General features: G+C 28.0%; 11 protein-coding genes, 1 tRNA gene and 1 other RNA gene. 10 read left to right on the top strand and 3 right to left on the bottom strand.

Annotated features, from left to right (window positions below):
• Window positions 1-328: 328 nt before the first annotated feature.
• From tldD to adk, 7 genes are all read left to right on the top strand, one after another.
• Entirely contained in the window at window positions 329-1,819 is a 1,491-nt protein-coding gene (gene tldD, locus M9397_RS01175; protein ID WP_250259829.1) for a metalloprotease TldD, read from the top strand.
• A 401-nt stretch (window positions 1,820-2,220) separates the two neighbouring features.
• On the top strand, window positions 2,221-3,561 hold the full coding sequence (pmbA, locus tag M9397_RS01170; protein WP_250227138.1) for a metalloprotease PmbA: 1,341 nt from the start codon (window positions 2,221-2,223) through the stop codon (window positions 3,559-3,561).
• A gap of 1,385 nt (window positions 3,562-4,946) precedes the next feature.
• Window positions 4,947-7,313 carry an endopeptidase La gene (gene lon / locus M9397_RS01165; RefSeq protein WP_250227137.1) on the top strand — a complete coding sequence of 789 codons (2,367 nt, stop codon included), beginning with the start codon at window positions 4,947-4,949 and terminating at the stop codon, window positions 7,311-7,313.
• A gap of 761 nt (window positions 7,314-8,074) precedes the next feature.
• Window positions 8,075-8,166: signal recognition particle sRNA small type (gene ffs / locus M9397_RS01160), an RNA gene on the top strand.
• 878 nt (window positions 8,167-9,044) lie between these two features.
• Window positions 9,045-9,602 (top strand): adenine phosphoribosyltransferase, encoded by a 558-nt coding sequence (gene apt, locus M9397_RS01155; RefSeq protein ID WP_250227136.1) that lies wholly within the window; start codon window positions 9,045-9,047, stop codon window positions 9,600-9,602.
• Window positions 9,603-9,673: 71 nt separating this feature from the next.
• Complete coding sequence (gene dnaX, locus M9397_RS01150) at window positions 9,674-11,662, top strand: DNA polymerase III subunit gamma/tau (protein WP_250259827.1); 1,989 nt, start codon at window positions 9,674-9,676, stop codon at window positions 11,660-11,662.
• A gap of 744 nt (window positions 11,663-12,406) precedes the next feature.
• Window positions 12,407-13,069 (top strand): adenylate kinase, encoded by a 663-nt coding sequence (adk, locus tag M9397_RS01145; protein ID WP_250227134.1) that lies wholly within the window; start codon window positions 12,407-12,409, stop codon window positions 13,067-13,069.
• An 896-nt stretch (window positions 13,070-13,965) separates the two neighbouring features.
• Here adk and M9397_RS01140 read toward each other — a convergent pair.
• The gene (locus M9397_RS01140; RefSeq protein ID WP_250259825.1) at window positions 13,966-14,712 is read right to left on the bottom strand and encodes a UDP-2,3-diacylglucosamine diphosphatase; all 747 of its coding nucleotides are present in this window, start codon (window positions 14,710-14,712) and stop codon (window positions 13,966-13,968) included.
• A gap of 365 nt (window positions 14,713-15,077) precedes the next feature.
• On the opposite strand from M9397_RS01140, the gene cysS reads away from it, so the two are divergent.
• Window positions 15,078-16,475: a cysteine--tRNA ligase gene (gene cysS, locus M9397_RS01135; RefSeq protein ID WP_250227132.1), complete on the top strand. Its 1,398-nt coding sequence runs from the start codon at window positions 15,078-15,080 to the stop codon at window positions 16,473-16,475.
• Between the two features lie 34 nt (window positions 16,476-16,509).
• Here cysS and folD read toward each other — a convergent pair whose 3' ends face one another.
• Window positions 16,510-17,373 carry a bifunctional methylenetetrahydrofolate dehydrogenase/methenyltetrahydrofolate cyclohydrolase FolD gene (gene folD, locus M9397_RS01130; protein ID WP_250227131.1) on the bottom strand — a complete coding sequence of 288 codons (864 nt, stop codon included), beginning with the start codon at window positions 17,371-17,373 and terminating at the stop codon, window positions 16,510-16,512.
• A 176-nt stretch (window positions 17,374-17,549) separates the two neighbouring features.
• Here folD and M9397_RS01125 point away from each other — a divergent pair.
• Both M9397_RS01125 and M9397_RS01120 read left to right on the top strand, forming a co-directional pair.
• A tRNA-Arg gene (locus tag M9397_RS01125) sits at window positions 17,550-17,623 on the top strand.
• A 187-nt stretch (window positions 17,624-17,810) separates the two neighbouring features.
• The gene (locus M9397_RS01120; protein WP_250227130.1) at window positions 17,811-18,752 is read left to right on the top strand and encodes a DMT family transporter; all 942 of its coding nucleotides are present in this window, start codon (window positions 17,811-17,813) and stop codon (window positions 18,750-18,752) included.
• A 469-nt stretch (window positions 18,753-19,221) separates the two neighbouring features.
• Here the strand turns inward: M9397_RS01120 and rodA are convergent, their stop codons facing one another.
• Complete coding sequence (gene rodA / locus M9397_RS01115; protein ID WP_250227129.1) at window positions 19,222-20,334, bottom strand: rod shape-determining protein RodA; 1,113 nt, start codon at window positions 20,332-20,334, stop codon at window positions 19,222-19,224.
• Between the last annotated feature and the right edge of the window lie 42 nt (window positions 20,335-20,376).

Genomic DNA, 20,376 nt, shown 5'->3' with positions numbered 1-20,376 from the left:
ATTAAAGCAAAATACATATTTAATTAATTTAATGAGTTATAAGAATTATTTCATCAATAAAATTAATCACTCTGTGTATACATATATATAAAAAGTAATAATAATTACTAAACTATTTAATTCATAATAAGCATATTATACATATAATATGTTATCAATGAGATAAAAGGGTTTTAAACCGAAATAAGAACGAGTATACTACACATTTAACCAATACTCAGTAAAACATTTTAAAATAAAATATATAAAAATTGTTAAAAACAAATATTTAAAAAATTCTTTCCATTTAGTCAAATATACTAATTATTATATTTTAAATAGAGGTTATATGAGCTTAAATTTTGTTACTGAAAGACTACTCACTCCTAATAAATTACAACATAATGATCTTTTATATTTGTTAGACATGACAGAAAAATTTCAAATAGACTACTCAGATCTGTATTTTCAATCATGTTTGCATGAAACATGGACTCTTGAAGATAGCATTATTAAATCTGGATCCTACACTATCGATCAAGGTGCTGGTGTGCGAGTAATCATAGGAGAACAAACTGGATTTGCTTACACAGATCAATTAACTCTAGATGCACTAATACGTAGCATGAAAGCTGCTACCAGCATTACAAGCGAACATCGCCGCAACAATAATAATAATAATACTATTGTTGACTTAAAGAAACATAAATACGTTTGTCCTACTCAACAGTATTCCTATTCCACTGCATATTCTTACATGAACCCATTGTCTAATATATCTAAAGAAGAAAAAATAGAACTATTAATGAGAGTAGATAAAACAGCGCGCGCTACTGATTCTAGAGTTCAAAAAGTTAATGCTAATTTATCAGGTATTTATGAACAGATTTTAATAGCAGCTACAGATGGTATTTTAGCAGCAGATATTCGACCATTAGTACGTTTATCTATATTAGTGCAAGTGGAAAAAAATGGAAAAAGAGAACAAGGAATAAGTGGTGGTGGTGGACGATTTGGGTATGATTTTTTTTTAGATACTATTGTAGAAGGAGAAATTCGAGCTGATTATTGGGCTAAAGATGCTGTTAGAATGAGTTTAACTAATCTTGAAGCTGTAGAAGCTCCAGCAGGAACTATGACAGTAGTGTTAGGGTCGGGTTGGCCTGGTATTTTGTTGCATGAAGCAGTAGGGCATGGTTTAGAAGGAGATTTTAATAGAAGAGGTAGTTCTATATTTTCTAACAAAATCGGAAAAATAGTAGCTTCTGAACTATGCACAATAGTAGATGATGCTACATTGAAGGGCTCACGTGGATCATTAACTATCGATGACGAAGGAATTCCTGGTCAATATAATATATTGATTCAAAATGGTATCCTAAAAGGATACATGCAAGATAAATTAAATGCGAAACTAATGGGATGCACTTCAACAGGAAACGGTAGACGAGAATCTTACGCTGCTTTACCTATGCCTCGCATGACTAATACTTATATGTTGTCAGGGCAATCGACCCCAGAAGAAATTATCGACAGTGTAGATTACGGAGTATATGCTGCAAACTTTAGTGGCGGCCAAGTAGACATTACATCGGGCAAATTTGTTTTTTCTGCATCTGAAGCTTTCCTAATAGAAAAAGGTCGTATCACCAAATCTATAAAAGGAGCTACGTTGATAGGATCAAGTATCGAAATCATGAAAAGTGTCTCTATGGTTGGTAACGATCTATCGTTAGATACAGGAATAGGTACATGTATAAAAAACGGACAAAACATACCAGTTAGCGTTGGCCAACCAACAATAAAATTAAATAATATCACTGTTGGAGGTACTAATTAACCTAATTATATGTTTCATGTGTATTAATATTAAGTAATTAAAAAATCAATAATGTTATTTATTATATCAAATAATCAAAATATTGGTTGATATATAGGTTTTGATTGTAAAAAATATTATATACTACATATGATTGAAATAATGCACATTATTATCTGATTTATTATACTTTAAGAAATATTAATTTTAATAATATTAATTACATGCATATTATTAATTATTACAAATAATACATCTATGAAATTTTTTAACTAATAAATTGTTTTAGTAATTAAAAACAAATTTTTGTTTTTAATATCATGATCTACATTGATCAACATCAGTGACTGATGTTGATCAATGTAGATCATATTGGTAGATACATATATACTAATTAGAAACTCTTATTACAGGAGGATAAGATGAATATAATAGACGACGTAATACAACAACGTAACTTTTTAGAAAATATAGTATATCAAACATTAAATTTAGCACATGCATATTCAAAGGAAGTAGAAGTTTCAGTAATTAAAACTACAGGAATTACAGTCAGCACTCGTTACGGAAAACTTGAGAATGTAGAATTTAATAATCGGGGTGTCTTAGGTATAACTATATTTCGTCAACAAAAAAAAGGTACTGCTTTTTCAAATGATTTAAATGAGAAAACAATAAATCGTACTGTAGAAACTGCAGCGGATATAGCATCTTATACTTCTTCAGATCCACATTCTGGGATTGCCGATAAAGAATTATTAGCATTCAATCCTATGAATCTTGACTTATTTCATCCCATTAGTTTAGATACTAAATTAGGAATGGATTTAGCATCTACAGCAGAAAAAACAGCATTACAATATGATAAGCGTATAATTTATACTGAAGGAGGTAGATTCAGCAGTTATTTTACCACTAAAGTGTTTGGGAATAGTCATGGTATGTTACAAAGTTACAGCAGCAGCCAACATTCTTTATGTTGTGGAGTGATTGCTGCAAGTAATGATATTATGGAACAAAATTATGCCTATACATTAAGTCGCTCATTTAATGATTTACGTTCTCCAGAATGGGTTGGACAAGAATGTGCTCAGAGAGCTCTACAGCATTTAAACCCCAAAAAATTAAAAACAATGGAATCTCCAGTATTATTTTCTGCAGAAGTAGCTACAAGTTTATTCCATCATTTAGCAAGTGCTATTCATGGAGACAATGTATGTCGCAAATCTACTTTTTTGTTAAATGATTTGAAGAAAAAAATTTTTCCTTCTTGGATATCCATTGACGAACGCCCGCATGTATTAAAAGGATTAGGTTCAGCTCCATTTGATAGCGAAGGGGTACATACTTTAAATAGATCTATTGTAGAAGATGGTATACTAAAAAATTGGATTTTAAATAGTTATTCTGCTCGGAAAATAGGACTAAAAAACACTGGACACGCTGATGGTATTTATAATTGGTATATTAGTCATCAAAATTTAAGTTTTATAGAGTTAATCAAAAACATGCAACGCGGACTTATTGTTACTAACATAATGGGGCAAGGAATTAATATTACTACTGGAGATTACTCACGCGGGGTAGCTGGTTTTTGGGTAGAAAACGGCGATATTCAATATCCAGTCAATGAAGTTACTATTGCTGGTAATTTAAAAGATATGTTCTATAATATTGATTCTATTGGGCACGATATTGAAACGCGCAGTCATATTCATTGTGGGTCCGTGTTAATATCTTCCATGAAGATAGCGGGAATTTGAAATAATGATGCAATATAACCTTTACTAAAAATAAAAATATCTTTTTTTAACATCATAAAATATATGTTATATATGGGTATACTTGATAAATAAAATCATCATAATCAATTCAATATAACAATTCTTATGGTTTTACAGCGTAAAAAAAAAAAAAAAATTAAATCTGTTTAGGATTTAATGATATTTATAGCATAATATGCTATCATTTTAAATGAATATACATACACTAATGTAATGTATTACAATCATTATATGATCATCGTAAGAATTAATAAATTTATAACTTTTCTAATTTATATCGTTCCAAAAATCCAATTTAAATTGGGATATTAATAATAAAAAATATTAAAATAAGAAACTATCAAATAAACAAATCTATATCTAAATAATAATATCTACAACACATTGTCTGCAAACAAATCATGTTGACAACAACATAATCTATTTTAATAATCATAAATAAATGTTAATAACACAATAAAACACCGAAACAATTTTTAATATAATAAAAATATGTATTTAAATGTTATGAAAAATAAAAAATACTCCTTTCTTTTATATCATACATAACGTTTAATTAATTGTAATGTACATCTTATAATACACACAATTGTGTACTAAAATTTAGTATCCAAAACTACTAACAATAACAATCATTTATTAGTATAATCTTTTACTATTAAAAAATAATTTTATAAAAATAAATCTTACTAAATTTGATCGTATCATTATATGTACACGAAAATTCGAATATCATTAGCATTGCTAATTATTAAATTAAATCAAAACATCTGTAATCATTATTAATGATGATAAATAAAAATTGTTCGTTCATCATATTATGATGATTATTTACATATTATTCTATACTTTCAATTTGAAAATAAAAACTTATTATCTCAAAATAATTAATTACTTTTATCTAATAATATAATTGATATATTGATCAGTTAATTATATTAACTGATCAATATTATATACACTATACATATGTAAATACTTAATTACCACTGATATACTTTTGATGAAATAAATAGTTATATCCAAAAAAATTCATAGTTAATAGAATATTGAAACATATATCGATGTTTTAATGAAAATTAAACATTTAAAATATTTAGTGTGTTTTAATCCACAAAACAATTTTTTGTTTAAAAATTTTATTTATTAAAAATAGTTTGTAGCGTCATGCAAACATCAATAAATATTGAATGATAAAATAAATACAACATTAAATAATTATTTATTTTTTATTTTTCATAACGTTCGATGTTGAATATACTCAATGTATCCCCATATTTCTAATTATTTGATTATTAAAATGGTGCAGCTGAATATTAAAGATGTTATAATCTTGGCAAGCTATAACTAAGAGAGATCGCTCTATGAACACTGAGCAACCTGATCGCATAGAAATACCTGTATTGCCTTTGCGTGATGTGGTGGTGTATCCGCATATGGTGATCCCTTTATTTGTAGGGCGGGACAAATCTATTAGATGTCTCGAGTCTGCTATGAACAACGACAAAAAAATTATGTTAGTAGCCCAAAAAGAAGCGTCAACTGATGAACCAAGCATCAGTGATCTCTTTTCAGTTGGAACAATATCTATAATATTGCAAATGCTTAAATTACCAGACGGTACTGTCAAAGTATTAGTGGAAGGACTAATGCGTGCCCGTATCATTGAATTAACGGATACTGACAACCATTTTAAAGCTCATGCAAGTACTTTTCATATTGATGCACCAATCGAACATGAACAAGAAGTTTTAATGCGTACTGTTATTAATCAATTTGAAGGATATCTTAAGCTCAATAAGAAAATACCCGCCGAAGTTTTAACATCCTTAAACAATATTGATAATTCAGATCATCTTGCAGATACCATCGCCGCTCATATGCCGCTCAAACTAAATGATAAACAATCCATTTTAGAAATGTCAAACGTTACTGAACGACTAGAATATTTAATAGCGATGATGGAATCAGAAATTGAATTCTTACAAGTTGAAAAACGTATTCGCAATCGCGTAAAAAAACAAATGGAAAAAAGCCAACGCGAGTATTATTTAAATGAACAAATGAAGGCCATACAAAAAGAACTGGGAGAACTGGATGCTGTTGTCGATGAAAATGAGGCTCTTAGACGAAAAATAGAAGCAGCTAAAATGCCTAAAGAAGCTCGAAGAAAAGTAGAATCAGAGTGGCAAAAATTAAAAATGATGTCCCCTATGTCTGCTGAAGCTACTGTAGTTCGTGGGTATATTGATTGGATACTGTCAGTACCTTGGCATACAAGAAGTAAAATGAAAAAAGATTTGCTGAAAGCTCAAGAAAGCCTGGATAAAGACCATTATGGGTTAGATCGCGTTAAAGATCGTATTCTAGAATATTTAGCAGTACAAAATAGAATTAATAAAATTAAAGGACCTATTTTATGTTTAGTAGGACCACCTGGAGTAGGTAAGACATCACTTGGGCAGTCTATTGCCAAAGCTACTGGGCGTAAGTATATACGTATGGCCTTAGGCGGCATGCGTGATGAAGCCGAAATTAGAGGTCACCGTCGTACTTACATTGGATCAATGCCTGGTAAGCTCATACAAAAAATGTCTAAAGTTGGAGTAAGAAATCCTTTGTTCCTTTTAGATGAAATAGATAAGATGTCTTTAGATATGCGTGGAGATCCAGCTGCTGCTTTACTAGAAGTATTAGATCCAGAACAAAATACTGCTTTTAATGATCATTATTTAGAAATAGATTACGATTTATCTGATGTTATGTTTGTGGCTACCTCTAATTCAATGGATATTCCCAGTCCTTTATTAGATCGAATGGAAGTAATACGTTTATCTGGTTATACCGAAGATGAAAAACTAAATATAGCACGACAGCATTTATTCACTAAACAAATAGAGCGTAACGCTTTACAACCAGAAGAACTAACCATTAAAGACGATGCGTTAGTAAACATTATTAGACATTATACACGTGAAGCTGGAGTACGTAATTTAGAACGCGAAATTTCTAAATTATGCCGTAAAACAGTAAAGACGCTTTTAATGAACAAAACAATAAGACGTATCAGCATTGATAAAAATAATCTAAAAGACTTTCTTGGAGTACAACGCTATGATTGTACCCACGCGGATCAAGAAAATCGTATTGGACAAGTTACCGGACTAGCTTGGACTGAAGTAGGAGGGGATCTTTTAACTATTGAAACTGCTTGCGTTCCTGGAAAAGGAAAATTGACGTATACTGGATCTTTAGGTGAAGTGATGCAGGAATCTATTCAAGCTGCATTAACTGTGGTAAGAGCGCGTGCAGATAAATTAGGTATTAATACTGATTTTTACGAAAAAAAAGACATTCATGTACATGTGCCAGAAGGAGCTACGCCAAAAGACGGACCAAGTGCTGGAATTGCTATGTGCACCGCCTTAGTTTCTTGCTTAACAGGAAATTCTGTTAAAGCCAACATAGCCATGACAGGAGAAATAACTTTAAGAGGACAAATATTACCTATTGGTGGATTGAAAGAAAAATTGTTAGCTGCACATCGAGGAGGTATTAAAACAGTATTAATACCGTATGAAAACAAACGCGACCTAGAAGATATGCCAGCTATTGTAGTTGATAACTTAAATATTCATCCAGTCAAACAAATAGACGAGGTTTTAATATTAGCATTACAAAATATCCCATTTCATTCTACTGAAGTCACACCTAAATCATCATTAGTATGACATATCGTGTAATTGTAGAAACATTATATATAAAATATATGGGGTGTATCAGTTTATTAAAATAGTCGCGTATAAATAACACATAAATCTACATATTTCTATATATGTAATATTCTCACTCAATAGAATCAATCTTATTGATTAACAAGTAATCAAAAAAATAAAATGTTGCTATTTTTTGATTTTTATTGATAAAACATATATATTAGTGTCACTAATAGTAGTTTATAGTTTCATAATAACACCTGTTGATCTTATATCACAATTAAAAAATTGTCTTACTATTGATTGTTGTGAAATATTCCACGTACATAAAGCTATCGTTATTATATTATAAAACAGTGGTATGACATATCCATGAAACTACATACTATATAAACTGAACATTTGTATCTATTTTTAGATTAAGAGCTAAGAATAACAGCAACTAAACTATTCAATATAATTTTTTAAATATTTACATCTCCTGTCGAGATAAAATAATAATTAATTAAAAAATATGAAAAATAATTAAAAATTTTTTAATGCAAAATATGTTAATAAAAATTCAAATAAATAAAATACCGATTGCTTATTCATAACATAATTTCTAAAACATCAAATATAGCTTTCTGACAATTAACTTTAAAAATAAAAAATATTTTTAAACCACATGATCACAAACAAAATATATCTTAGATTAAAAATTAATTCATACTTAAATGTGCAATTTTCACTTGAAAAATTTAAAATAATCAGGAATACTCTTACAGGAGGGATGTTATCAAATTATTCATAGTAATTTTTTAAAAATCGGTCAGGTCTGGAAAGAAGCAGCCGTAATAAGGAGCTATAATGAGTATTTTTGTTAACATCCCGATAAGATAATTATTGAAATTTTTCATAACTCTTGATTTATTTAACTCACTACATATGTGTCATGTAGTGAAACGTGATCAATACATTTATCTGTTTTATTATAAAAAATACTTAACCAAAACTAAACATGTTCTTTCCGAAAATATATATATGTGAATATATGCAATGTCGTACAAATAAAAATCAAAAAATTCAAAAACCGTCATTTGAAAGCATTGTGTTTTATTTTTAAGAGCTATATTTTTCATTATAGTTTTTTGTATCTGCTCAAATATATCAATTTTTAATTTTTTTGTACTTTTTCTAACAACCATAATTTTTAATCTTTAGAATACACAATACTTCAAACACAAATAAATAATCACCAAAAATGTCTAATTATATTCGGTATTAATCTGAATAAAAAAATCTTTTTAAAAAAGATGAAATACATTCCAAAAAATTAAAATTACTAATTATATTATAATAAATTTATTTATTAAATACTAATATATTAGTCAAAAATACATTATTCTTGACTATGCAATTAATTTTTCATTTTATAATTAAAAAATAAAATGCACTCGTCCATCATCACTCATTCAATGAGTGAAATATATTAAAATCATATATTTATACTACTATATTTAAAATATTCCTATATAAAGTATTTAATTTTAAATAAATACTTGAAATTTTTATTAAAAATATATATAAAACATGTATCAATCATATATAAATATATGTTTAATAAACTAATATTATAAGCTATACAAAAGTATAGTATTATTTTACTCATAAATCGATCTGATAAAATATAACGACGAAATAAAATTTTGTATATATAAATGTATACAAATCCAAATAAACATTTGTTTCTATTTTGGAAAAAATATGATAGATGTTACAAATCAACAATTAGAATTAATCAAAAAAAATATCAAATTTGTACCCAATTATCCAAAAAAAGGAATTTTATTTCGAGATATTACTGCATTATTAAAAAATCCTCAAGCATACTCAGCAAGTGTTACTCTTTTGGCTCATCATTACAAAAATCATAAATTAACCAAAGTAGTAGGTATAGAAGCTAGAGGATTCTTATTCAGCGCTCCATTAGCATTAATATTAAAACTAGGTTTTATTCCAGCCCGTAAATCAGGAAGATTACCACGTGATACCATTAAAGAACCATATATTTTAGAATATGATAGCGGATCTTTAGAAATACATACCGATGCCATTACTCCAGGTGATAAAGTTTTAATTATAGATGATTTACTAGCAACGGGTGGAACAATTGCAGCCACAGTAAAATTAATCAGACGGTTAGGGGGAGAAGTAAATCATGCTGGATTTATAATAGATTTAGAAAATTTAAGTGGAAAATCATCATTAAAGAATATAGGAATAAATTCCTACAGTTTGGTAACGTTCTCTGATCATGATTAATAATTACATCTTACTAAACTAATAAGTTTAGATCTTCATATTCATAATAATTACTATATGAGTTATATCTTATGAGTTATCAAGTACTTGCTCGAAAGTGGCGTCCAAAAAAATTTTCTGATCTTGTAGGACAAGAACATATCATTCAAGCAATCACACATACTTTTTCATTAAATAAAATTCACCATGCTTATATATTAAGTGGTACAAGAGGAGTAGGAAAAACTACTATTGCTCGATTATTCGCAAAAGGATTAAACTGTGAACAAGGTTCAACATATACTATGTGCGGTCAATGTAATAATTGCAAAGACATTGAATCAGGTTGTTTTATTGATCTTATTGAGATAGATGCAGCATCACGCACTAAAGTAGAGGATACTAGAGAATTTTTGGATAATGTACAATACATGCCATCTCGAGGTCGCTTTAAAGTATACATCATAGATGAAGTACATATGTTATCGCGTCACAGTTTTAATGCCTTATTAAAAACGTTAGAAGAACCACCCGCACATGTTAAATTTATTTTAATTACTACAGAATACCAAAAATTACCGGAAACTATACTATCCCGATGTTTACAGTTTTACTTGAAGCCTCTAAATATTTCTCAAATTATCACTCAACTCACATATATTTTTCATAAAGAAAACATAAAAATAGAGACTTCTGCTTTAGAATCATTAGCATATGCATCAAAAGGAAGTATGCGTGATGCGCTTAGCTTAGCAGAGCAAGCTATTGTTTTAGGAAATAATAATATAACTAATAATGTTATTAATAATATGTTTGGTATATCAAACGTCGAACATCCATTATGTTTGATTGAAAACTTAATTGATGCGGATATACACAATATCATGCACCAAATTGAAAATTTGAACAATTTAGGAATCCAGTGGGATTATATTTTCAACGAAATTCTTACTATCTTGCAAAAAATAGCTATAGGTCAATTTCTAACAAATTCTGTACAAAAAGAAGATAATAATGTAACACAACACATCAATCAACGTATACGTAAATTAAGTAATCGTATTACCCCAGAAAATGTACAATTATATTATCAAATTTTTCTGTTAGGTCGTCGGGAATTACCTTACGTTCCTAGTCATCGCATGGGAATAGAAATGACCATGCTACGCGCATTAGCTTTTCGTCCTGATATAGATACAACAAACAAAAATAATAATAATAATAATGGCAATGATGGCAGTAGTATCCCTTCAAAACCTGTATGCTCAGATAATAATTCTGAAATAAATACTAATACTACACAACATATTACTACTGGTCCTGTTCAATCAATAAATCACTATCAAAATAGTAGCCATCCATTAAATATAGAAAAACCAAAAAAAACAAATGATACATTACTCTTAAATCTTAAAAAATATAAATTCAATATGGATAATACTAAACCAAAAATTTCAAAATCTTTATCTAATAGAAAGATTGAAGATATCACTTCTAAAATATTAGAAGCCCGATCAAAATTATTACAATATAAAGAATGTAATAAGTTACATGTAATAGAAAAAAAATCAAATTTAACTTCAGAATCTCAAAAACAAACAAAAAGTATCTTAGATAGATTTGCCAATATTAATACAATAATTTTAAAAAATAGTACTAATCGTTTCAATAAAATTAATGAAAATTTATCGGAATATCTGGAGTCGCATAATAACACTAACGATACACTCAACCTACAAAAACATCAAAATATACCCAATATTATAAAAGAAATACTTCAAGAAGCAATAAATAAAGATTTATGGATATCACAAATATATCAATTATCATTACCAAAACCAGCAAAAAAATTAGTTATGAACTCATGGAAAGAAAAAATTTCTTCAAATGAAATATGCCTACATGTTCGTTCCGAATATCAACATTTAAATTCCATAAAACTACACAATATCATACAAAAATCACTCAGCCATAATATGGGCATACCGATAAAATTACACATCAAAAAAAATGACAACTATGCAATAAAAACACCAATGGAATATTTACATACTTTATATAAAAAAAAATATCATCAATAGTAAAGAAAGAATTTTCAAGTGATCCGTACGTTAAAATGATTAAATCTTTTTTTGATGCTGAAATAGATGAAAATGATATTCAAGTACTTTAAGCATCAAAAAACCTATAAAATTTAAATAAATAAAATAATACTACTTTTAATTTCATATCAATTATATTGTATATGTAGTCTAAAAAAATAAATTAACTGCACATTAAAAACATGTAATTTCATTGACTAACATAACTACTACCATGATTTTTATAAAAATTAATTACTATTTTATATACCTAATGATCAAAAAATTAAATTAAAACTATCAATCAATAAGATTCATTTTTAACTCAAAATTGACCCATACAAATAAGCTAGTTAAATCAAAACAATAATCAACCTTCATTTGTAATAATGAATAAAAATTATTCATAAACAATGACATTTAACGACAATACATTTAGAAACATGCGTAAATACTGTCATCCTACTCAATTTATCAATTCGTGTTCTTAATTTAACTATTAATCACTACTTATAATATAAAATCAAAACATCACTCTTACAGCATAATCTACAATAATTAGATAATAAAATATAATTTTATACTTTAGTTATGATATAATAACAATTATTAAAATTAGATCAGATTAATACCAATTTAAATATACGTTTAGATAAGGGTTATTTCTATATATGAGTAGATGTATGTTTGCAATAATTATAGACATTATTTGCTAAATTTTTATAATTTTATTGAGAATTAAATTTGATACGTATCATATTCTTAGGCCCTCCCGGATCAGGCAAAGGAACGCAAGCTCATCTTATTACAAATAAATACAACATTCCAAATATTTCTACAGGCATGATGTTGCGTCAAACGATACATAACAGCTCGTATCAGTCCTATGAACTGAATAAAAATATAAAAAATATTATACATGCTGGTGATTTAGTCAATGATGAATTTATGTTGCAATTAGTCAACACACGCATTAGTCAACGCGATTGTCGTAATGGATTTTTATTAGATGGCTTCCCTAGAACAATTTTACAAGCAAAATCTATGAAAAAATATGAAATTTTTGTAAATTATATCATAGAATTTTTTATATCAGATTCTGTGATCATTGATCGTATTATAGGCAGGAGAATACATGTAAGTTCTGGTAGAACTTATCATATAAAATTTAATCCACCTAAAAATTATGGATTAGATGATATTACTGGGGAAGTGTTAACTACTCGAAAAGACGACCACGAAGAAGCTATACGTCAACGATTACATAATTACTATCAACACACTGCACCAGTATCAGATTATTATAGAAAAGAATCGAAAGATAAAAAAATAAAATATTTTGCTGTTGATGGAAATCGTGATATTTCTGAAATCTACAAAGAATTAATCAATATTATCAATTTATAATACTTATTAGAGTGTCCATTTCAGTTTCATTATGATATCAACACCCATAATAAACATCATCAGCACACAAAATACACTATCTCATCAACCACAGTGCTTAGTTAATTCTCAAAAAATATATAATTTTATTGTAAAAATCACTAATGTATATAATGGACACTAAATACTAACTATCAAAAACACAATAAATCGATACATTGTTTCTATAATGTAGACGTGCAGATACAAGCGACAAATGATAAACACTCAAAGATAACATTATAAATATATAAACTATTTTGAAATCATATATACAATATAATAAACAATTTTCATCTAACTTGCTGTATGCAGCATATAAAATATATCCAACAATTATAAAATATTGATTATGATGAATCTGTCTAAATCTAACTTTTATTTTTTTAACTATCAATAGTTATCCATAATAATGTGAATCTTACCAGGACATATTATATGTTTTCATTCTACTCTTCAAATAAGACAGAATATAATTTATTTGCAAACAATAAATTATCTTTAAATAACAAAAATCTAGTAATCACATCAACAATACTTACATTTACTTTTCGAACAATTTGTAGTAAACTGTTTAATATTATACAAGAACAGGCAAACTATTGTAAAAAAGAAAAAGATCTACAAAAAAATAATTATATTTAAAATATATATCCTTAATAAAAATTAAACCACATCTATATTTATAAGTAATCTTAATAAAAATATATACATTCCCTATTTATATATATCTCGTATATATATAAAACATGTGTTTAACATTTCATTTATTCTAAATATTAGGCTAAATGATAAATGTTCCATTTCTCATGAAAATATTTATGAATAACATATAGATATTTTAACTATTAATACAAAATACTAACTTTACATTCTATTTATTTATATAATGGAAATTCTGTAAATAGTATATCGTTGTTCTTTTCATTTATTTCTACAATTGAACCGTATTTGTTCCAACATCCTAACACTATTATCTTAAGAATATCTTTTTTAGATCTGGATCTGTAAATATTGTGAGTTGCAGGTTGATGAGTATGTCCATGAATCATGATATCCGCATTATTCTGTATTAAAATATCTGTAGCTGTTTTTAAATTGATATCTAATTGTTTTGTTGATTTATATTTTGCATGTTGTGTACAACATGCACGCATAGAACTGAATATTCGTGAACGTACGGACAATGGTAACGATAAAAATAACCGCTGCGTTATAATATGACGTAAACATTTTCTAAATAATTGATATGAGCCATCATTAGAGCATAGAATATCCCCATGTAAAATAATTATTTTTTTTCCAGACTCTAATTGTAACACTTGCTTAGAAGATAATAACTTCATTCCACAAGCGCTAGCGTATTTCTTTCCTAATAAAAAATCATGGTTTCCATGAATAAAATAACACGAAATTCTTTTTCGATGTAACGCTTTCAAAGCTTTAGCAATATTAATATGCAGTGGATTACAATCATCATCTCCTAACCAAGCATCGAACAAATCTCCTAAAATATAAAGAGCTTTAGCACGTATTGCATAATTTTTTAAAAAACACAAAAACCCATTAGTAATATATGACGACTTAACACACAAATGAACATCTGAAATAAATAAAATAGACATACATATATATATTGAATAATTATAATAATGGCAATTTTAATATTGTTATATTTTTAATATTTCAGATCAAAACTATTCATTAAAAATTTAATAATCAAATAAAAACAATCATGTAAATAAAATCATACTATACATGAATATATGCATATAGTATATGCCATAATTATACTTACTATATAATAAACATTGCCATACCCTCATGATTAAGATAACATATGTCATGTTTTTATGCAAAGACGATGACATCAATACCAAATTAATAACTAGATTATATATATAATCTAGTTTAAAGATCCTATTAACCTATTAAGCTTATACACTAAAAATCAATATGATTACGTATCAAAATTATATAATGAATTAAAATGCTTAAAATTTTCAATACCTTAACAAGAAAAAAAGAAAAATTTACACCTATCGATTCTGGTAAAATTAAAATATATGTTTGTGGCGTTACAGTTTATGATTTATGCCATCTCGGACATGCTAGAACATTTATAGCATTTGATAGTATTATTCGTTATTTACGTCATTGCGGATATCACGTAGATTACGCCCGTAACATAACAGATATAGATGATAAAATCATAAACAAAGCTTATGAAAATAACGAGACTACTGAACAACTAACTAAACGTATGATTCAAGAAATGCATCTAGACCTAGATGCATTAAATATATTACGCCCAAATTATGAACCAAAAGTAACAGAACATATTAATATAATCATTAAATTTATCTGTCTATTAATTTCAAAAAAACATGCATATACTGCTCCTAACGGAGATATCATGTTTTCTGTAAAAACGATGCGCAATTATGGTCTCTTATCCAATAAAAAAAATTTACCTGAAACACATTATAATAACTTAAAAATATCAAACACAAAAAGAAACCCTATGGATTTTGTATTATGGAAAAAAACATCTAAACCAGGGGAGCCGTGTTGGCCATCTCCATGGGGAGATGGCCGTCCAGGATGGCACATTGAATGTTCTGCTATGAATTATTCCATTTTTGGTAATCAAATAGACATTCATGGAGGGGGAACAGATTTAATTTTTCCGCATCATGACAATGAAATCGCTCAATCTGAATGTGCTAATGACACTTCTTATGCAAATATATGGATGCATTCTGGTATTCTGTTATTTAACTATGAAAAAATGTCAAAGTCATTGAATAATTGTTTTACTATACGTGATATTTTAAGACATTATGATCCTGAAACAATAAGATACTTTTTAATGTCTGCTCATTATCGTAGTCAATTAAAATATAATGATAATAACCTTAAAAATGCACAAGCATCGTTAAAACGATTATACATAGCTTTACGAGATACTAATCCTACAATAAAACCAAATGGGGGGGAACATTTTATATCAAAATTTAATTCTAAAATGAACGATGATTTCAATACACCAGAAGCATATTCAGTATTATTTGAAATAGCACACAAATTAAATGATTTAAAAATTAAAGGTCATTCGCTTACTCAAGGTATAGCTGCTACCTTAAAATATTTAGCAAACATTATCGGATTATTACATCAAAATCCAGAAATTTTCTTAAAAAAAATAACATCAAAAAATAATAAAAAATATCATATTGAAAAAATTCAAAAATTAATTCAATGCCGAGAAGTTGCACGAAAAAATAATCAATGGGAATTAGCTGATAGAATACGAAAAAAACTAAACATTATGGGAATAACATTAGAAGACAAGTCTACAGGGATTACGAAATGGCATTACAAATAATATAAATAGTAACAATAAAGTGAAATAAATGAAACTATCTCTCCTCCATATGATGATCATCATATGCTTGCAAAGTATTTTGAATAAGTGTTACTACCGTCATAGGACCTACCCCACCCGGAACAGGTGTAATATATGCTGCCCGTTCATAAGCACTAGAAAAGTGAACATCACCCACCAGGTTCCCGTTATTCAATCGATTAATACCAACATCTATTACTATAGCCCCTCGTTTTATCCAACCACCAGGAATAAAATTTGCTTGACCCACTGCTACTATTAATAAATCAGCATTTTCAATATATATTTTTAAATTCTGAGTAAAACGATGAGTGATTGATACCGTACATCCCGCCAATAACAATTCCATAGTCATAGGCCGACCAACGATATTTGATGCTCCAACTACAACCGCATGTAATACAAACATATCTATATTATACCATTTCAACAAAGTAATTATACCGCGAGAAGTACACGGACGTAACGTAGGAGATCGTTGGCATAAACGCCCTACGTTATACGGATGAAAACCATCTACATCTTTATCAGGGGCAATATGTTCTAAAATATTTATTTTATTTAACTTATTTGGTAATGGAAGCTGAATTAAAATACCGTCTACACGGTAATCATTATTTAAAACTTCAATTAATTGAAAAATATCATTTTCAGTAGCCGTAATAGGTAAAGTATAAAGAAACGAAATTAAACCCACTTGTTCGCATACTTTTTTCTTATTAGTTACATATATTTGAGAAATTGGATTATCTCCTACCAGGATCATAGCTAATCCCGGTGCACGCTTCCCAGAACTCATATTTTTACGTACTTGATTAGCCATCTCTTTTTTTATTTTTTCAGAAACATATTTACCATCAATTATCTTGGCGATCATTGCAGAATATATCCAATAAGTTATGTATGAACACAATGATGTTATTTTATAACAAATACATATCACTATTAATTTTAAACTATACACTTTTTCATAAAACATACTGCTTAACAAATATTTAATCTAACAAGACATCTCGCAAAAAGAATATATATTTAGTAAAATATACAAATGACGCGCCCTTAACTCAACTGGACAGAGTAACAGCCTTCTAAGCTGTAAGTTATAGGTTCGAATCCTATAGGGCGCATAATTACACATAATGCTCATCATATATTATGGTTATCAATTACATAAATAAATCTCAATTAAACAAATCATATAACATAGTTTAATAAAAATGTGTATACTTAATAGGTGTATACTTGTGATTTAATAAAAATAGACTTCTGCTAAATAATAGTATTAAGTATATTTCATTAGTATGATAAAATATCATGATATTAGGAATTGCTTTTGCTGTAATCTCAGGATTGTTATGGGGATTAATTTTTATAGGTCCTTTATTGATACCAGAATACCCCAGCATATTACAAGCATCGGGTCGTTATATCGCATTTGGATTAATTTCATTACCACTATCATGGTATGATAGAGCACATTTACGTAGATTGTTACTAAAAGATTGGTTAGAAGCAATAAAATTAGTTTTAACAGGTCATTTAATATACTACACTTGTTTAACAAGTGCTATTCAACGCGTGGGGGTGCCAATTTCAACAGCTATTGTCGGTACATTACCTCTAATGTTAACTGTAACGACACATATTGTTTCTCCTAATGAAAAAAAATTACCAAACCATACTTTATTAATATCATTGTTGCTAATGGGATCGGGTTTGTTATGTGTGAATATTTCTGAACTGCGATCTGAATTCTTTATACTGAGTATATGGCAATACACAAGCGGAATAATTTTAGCAATTATTTCTGTTGTATGTTGGGCATGGTATGCATTAAGGAATGCACATTGGTTAAAAACTCATCCATATAATAAACCTATGACCTGGGCTAATGCACAAGGCATAGTTACATTACCGCTATCATGTCTCGTTTATTTTTTTGTATGTATTTGCTGTTCAGATTTAATTCAAGATGAATTCGCACTACCCTTTGGTCCTAGACCAATTTTTTTTATTTTATTAATGGTATTAATTGGATTCTGTTGCTCTTGGTTAGGCACATTCTTTTGGAATGAAGCGAGCCAAAGATTACCAACAACGTTAATAGGCCCATTGATTGTAGTAGAAACTGTGGCAGGTTTAATATACTCATGTATACATCAACAACTATGGCCATCTCCCTTAATTTTAGTTGGGATGTTTTTATTAATTTCTGGAGTTACATATATCATGAAAATTCGTAAAAACACATACTAAGATAATTTTTGCAAATCATTGATCTTTCAGTAAATAGTTGAAAGAACTGTTGTGAAAACAGAATATATCATGGTTATTCCATTTACTGTAAATAAAAATCATGTAATACACCCAATCAACAACTGTAATCAACAATAAACGATGATAACACTTATTGTATATATCATCATGAGCATATTCATTAACTTATACAAATCCAAATTTGTTATCTGTGCTAATAATACATCTTTCTTATGCTTATTTACATAGGCATACTAACTAATATTATAGTAGTACGTAAATCCATTACGTCATCATATTTATTTATAATATTATTATTTGTTACATTATTACGTCTATATGAATATTATTTGCACATATTAAAATAACCATATTTATATATCTGTGTCATTTTTAGATCTTTAAAATTTTTGATAAAAATTAATAATGTAAACAATAAAATTTTTATACTATATTTATAGTTACTAACTCATAAAATTTTAGAAATCATTTTTCTATGCCCGTTTATTGACATAACAATACCAAATCCCGCCATTAATACTAATAAAGATGAACCACCATAACTTATTAATGGTAACGGAATACCTACTATTGGTAATAAACCACTAACCATTCCAATATTTACGAATATATACATAAACAATACTAACATAAAACTACCGATAATTAATCGTCCAAACATATGCTGTGTATTAACAGCAATCAGCAATCCACGCAATATAATTCCCAAATACAACAACAATAATATTAATATTCCAAAAAATCCTAGTTCCTCTCCTATCACTGAAAAAATAAAGTCAGTATGACGTTCCGGTAAAAATTCTAACTGTGATTGTGTTCCATGTAACCACCCTTTTCCATAAAAACCACCCGAACCGATAGCAATTTTTGATTGAATAATGTGGTATCCAGCGCCCTGCGGATCAATTTCTGGATGTAATAATATTTCTATTCTAGATCTCTGGTAATCATGCATACAAAAAAACCAAAATATAGGAGTAAACAAAACTATTAATAGTAATGTAAATAAAATTAATTTCCAACTAATTCCAGATAAAAACAACACAAAAAATCCAGAACTGACCGTTAAGATTGCTGTCCCTAAATCTGGTTGTAACAACATAAATATGGTAGGAGTCATAATTAATAACAGTACGATACCAACATTTTTGATAGATGGCGGATGTTGCTCTCTATCAATATAACGCGCTGCCATTAGTACAACAGAAATCTTAACTATTTCTGATGGTTGAAATCTTATGATACCAAAATCTAACCAACGTTGAGCTCCTTTGCTAACTTGCCCTATCATATTAACTAAAATTAATAATATAAGACATAAAAAATATATGTACGGTGTCCAAAATTCATAAACTCTAGGTGGAACTTGTGCTAAAAAAAACATCAACAATAATCCTCCTATCATTTGTAACACTTTTAATTGGATCATTTCAAAATTTTGACCACACGCACTCCACATTATAAAAGTTCCATATAATAATAAACAAATAATTAACAGAAATAATGTTAAATCAATATGATATTTGTTCCATAATGAATTTTTTTGAATAATTTGATACATGGATGCGTTATAATAACTAATGAGTTAAAAAATAATTTAATT

Origin of the sequence: Blochmannia endosymbiont of Camponotus sp. C-003 (assembly GCF_023585685.1) — a bacterium.
GTDB lineage: Bacteria > Pseudomonadota > Gammaproteobacteria > Enterobacterales > Enterobacteriaceae > Blochmanniella.
The sequence above is the reverse complement of the archived record's forward strand: the minus strand, read 5'-3'. Positions and strand labels throughout refer to the sequence as shown.

Bases quoted from the DNA above. Each gene is read 5' to 3' on its own strand.
- tldD (WP_250259829.1), top strand. From the start codon at position 329: ATGAGCTTAAATTTTGTTACTGAAAGACTACTCACTCCTAATAAATTA.
- pmbA (WP_250227138.1), top strand. From the start codon at position 2,221: ATGAATATAATAGACGACGTAATACAACAACGTAACTTTTTAGAAAAT.
- lon (WP_250227137.1), top strand. From the start codon at position 4,947: ATGAACACTGAGCAACCTGATCGCATAGAAATACCTGTATTGCCTTTG.
- apt (WP_250227136.1), top strand. From the start codon at position 9,045: ATGATAGATGTTACAAATCAACAATTAGAATTAATCAAAAAAAATATC.
- dnaX (WP_250259827.1), top strand. From the start codon at position 9,674: ATGAGTTATCAAGTACTTGCTCGAAAGTGGCGTCCAAAAAAATTTTCT.
- M9397_RS01140 (WP_250259825.1), bottom strand. From the start codon at position 14,712: ATGTCTATTTTATTTATTTCAGATGTTCATTTGTGTGTTAAGTCGTCA.
- cysS (WP_250227132.1), top strand. From the start codon at position 15,078: ATGCTTAAAATTTTCAATACCTTAACAAGAAAAAAAGAAAAATTTACA.
- folD (WP_250227131.1), bottom strand. From the start codon at position 17,373: ATGATCGCCAAGATAATTGATGGTAAATATGTTTCTGAAAAAATAAAA.
- M9397_RS01120 (WP_250227130.1), top strand. From the start codon at position 17,811: ATGATATTAGGAATTGCTTTTGCTGTAATCTCAGGATTGTTATGGGGA.
- rodA (WP_250227129.1), bottom strand. From the start codon at position 20,334: ATGTATCAAATTATTCAAAAAAATTCATTATGGAACAAATATCATATT.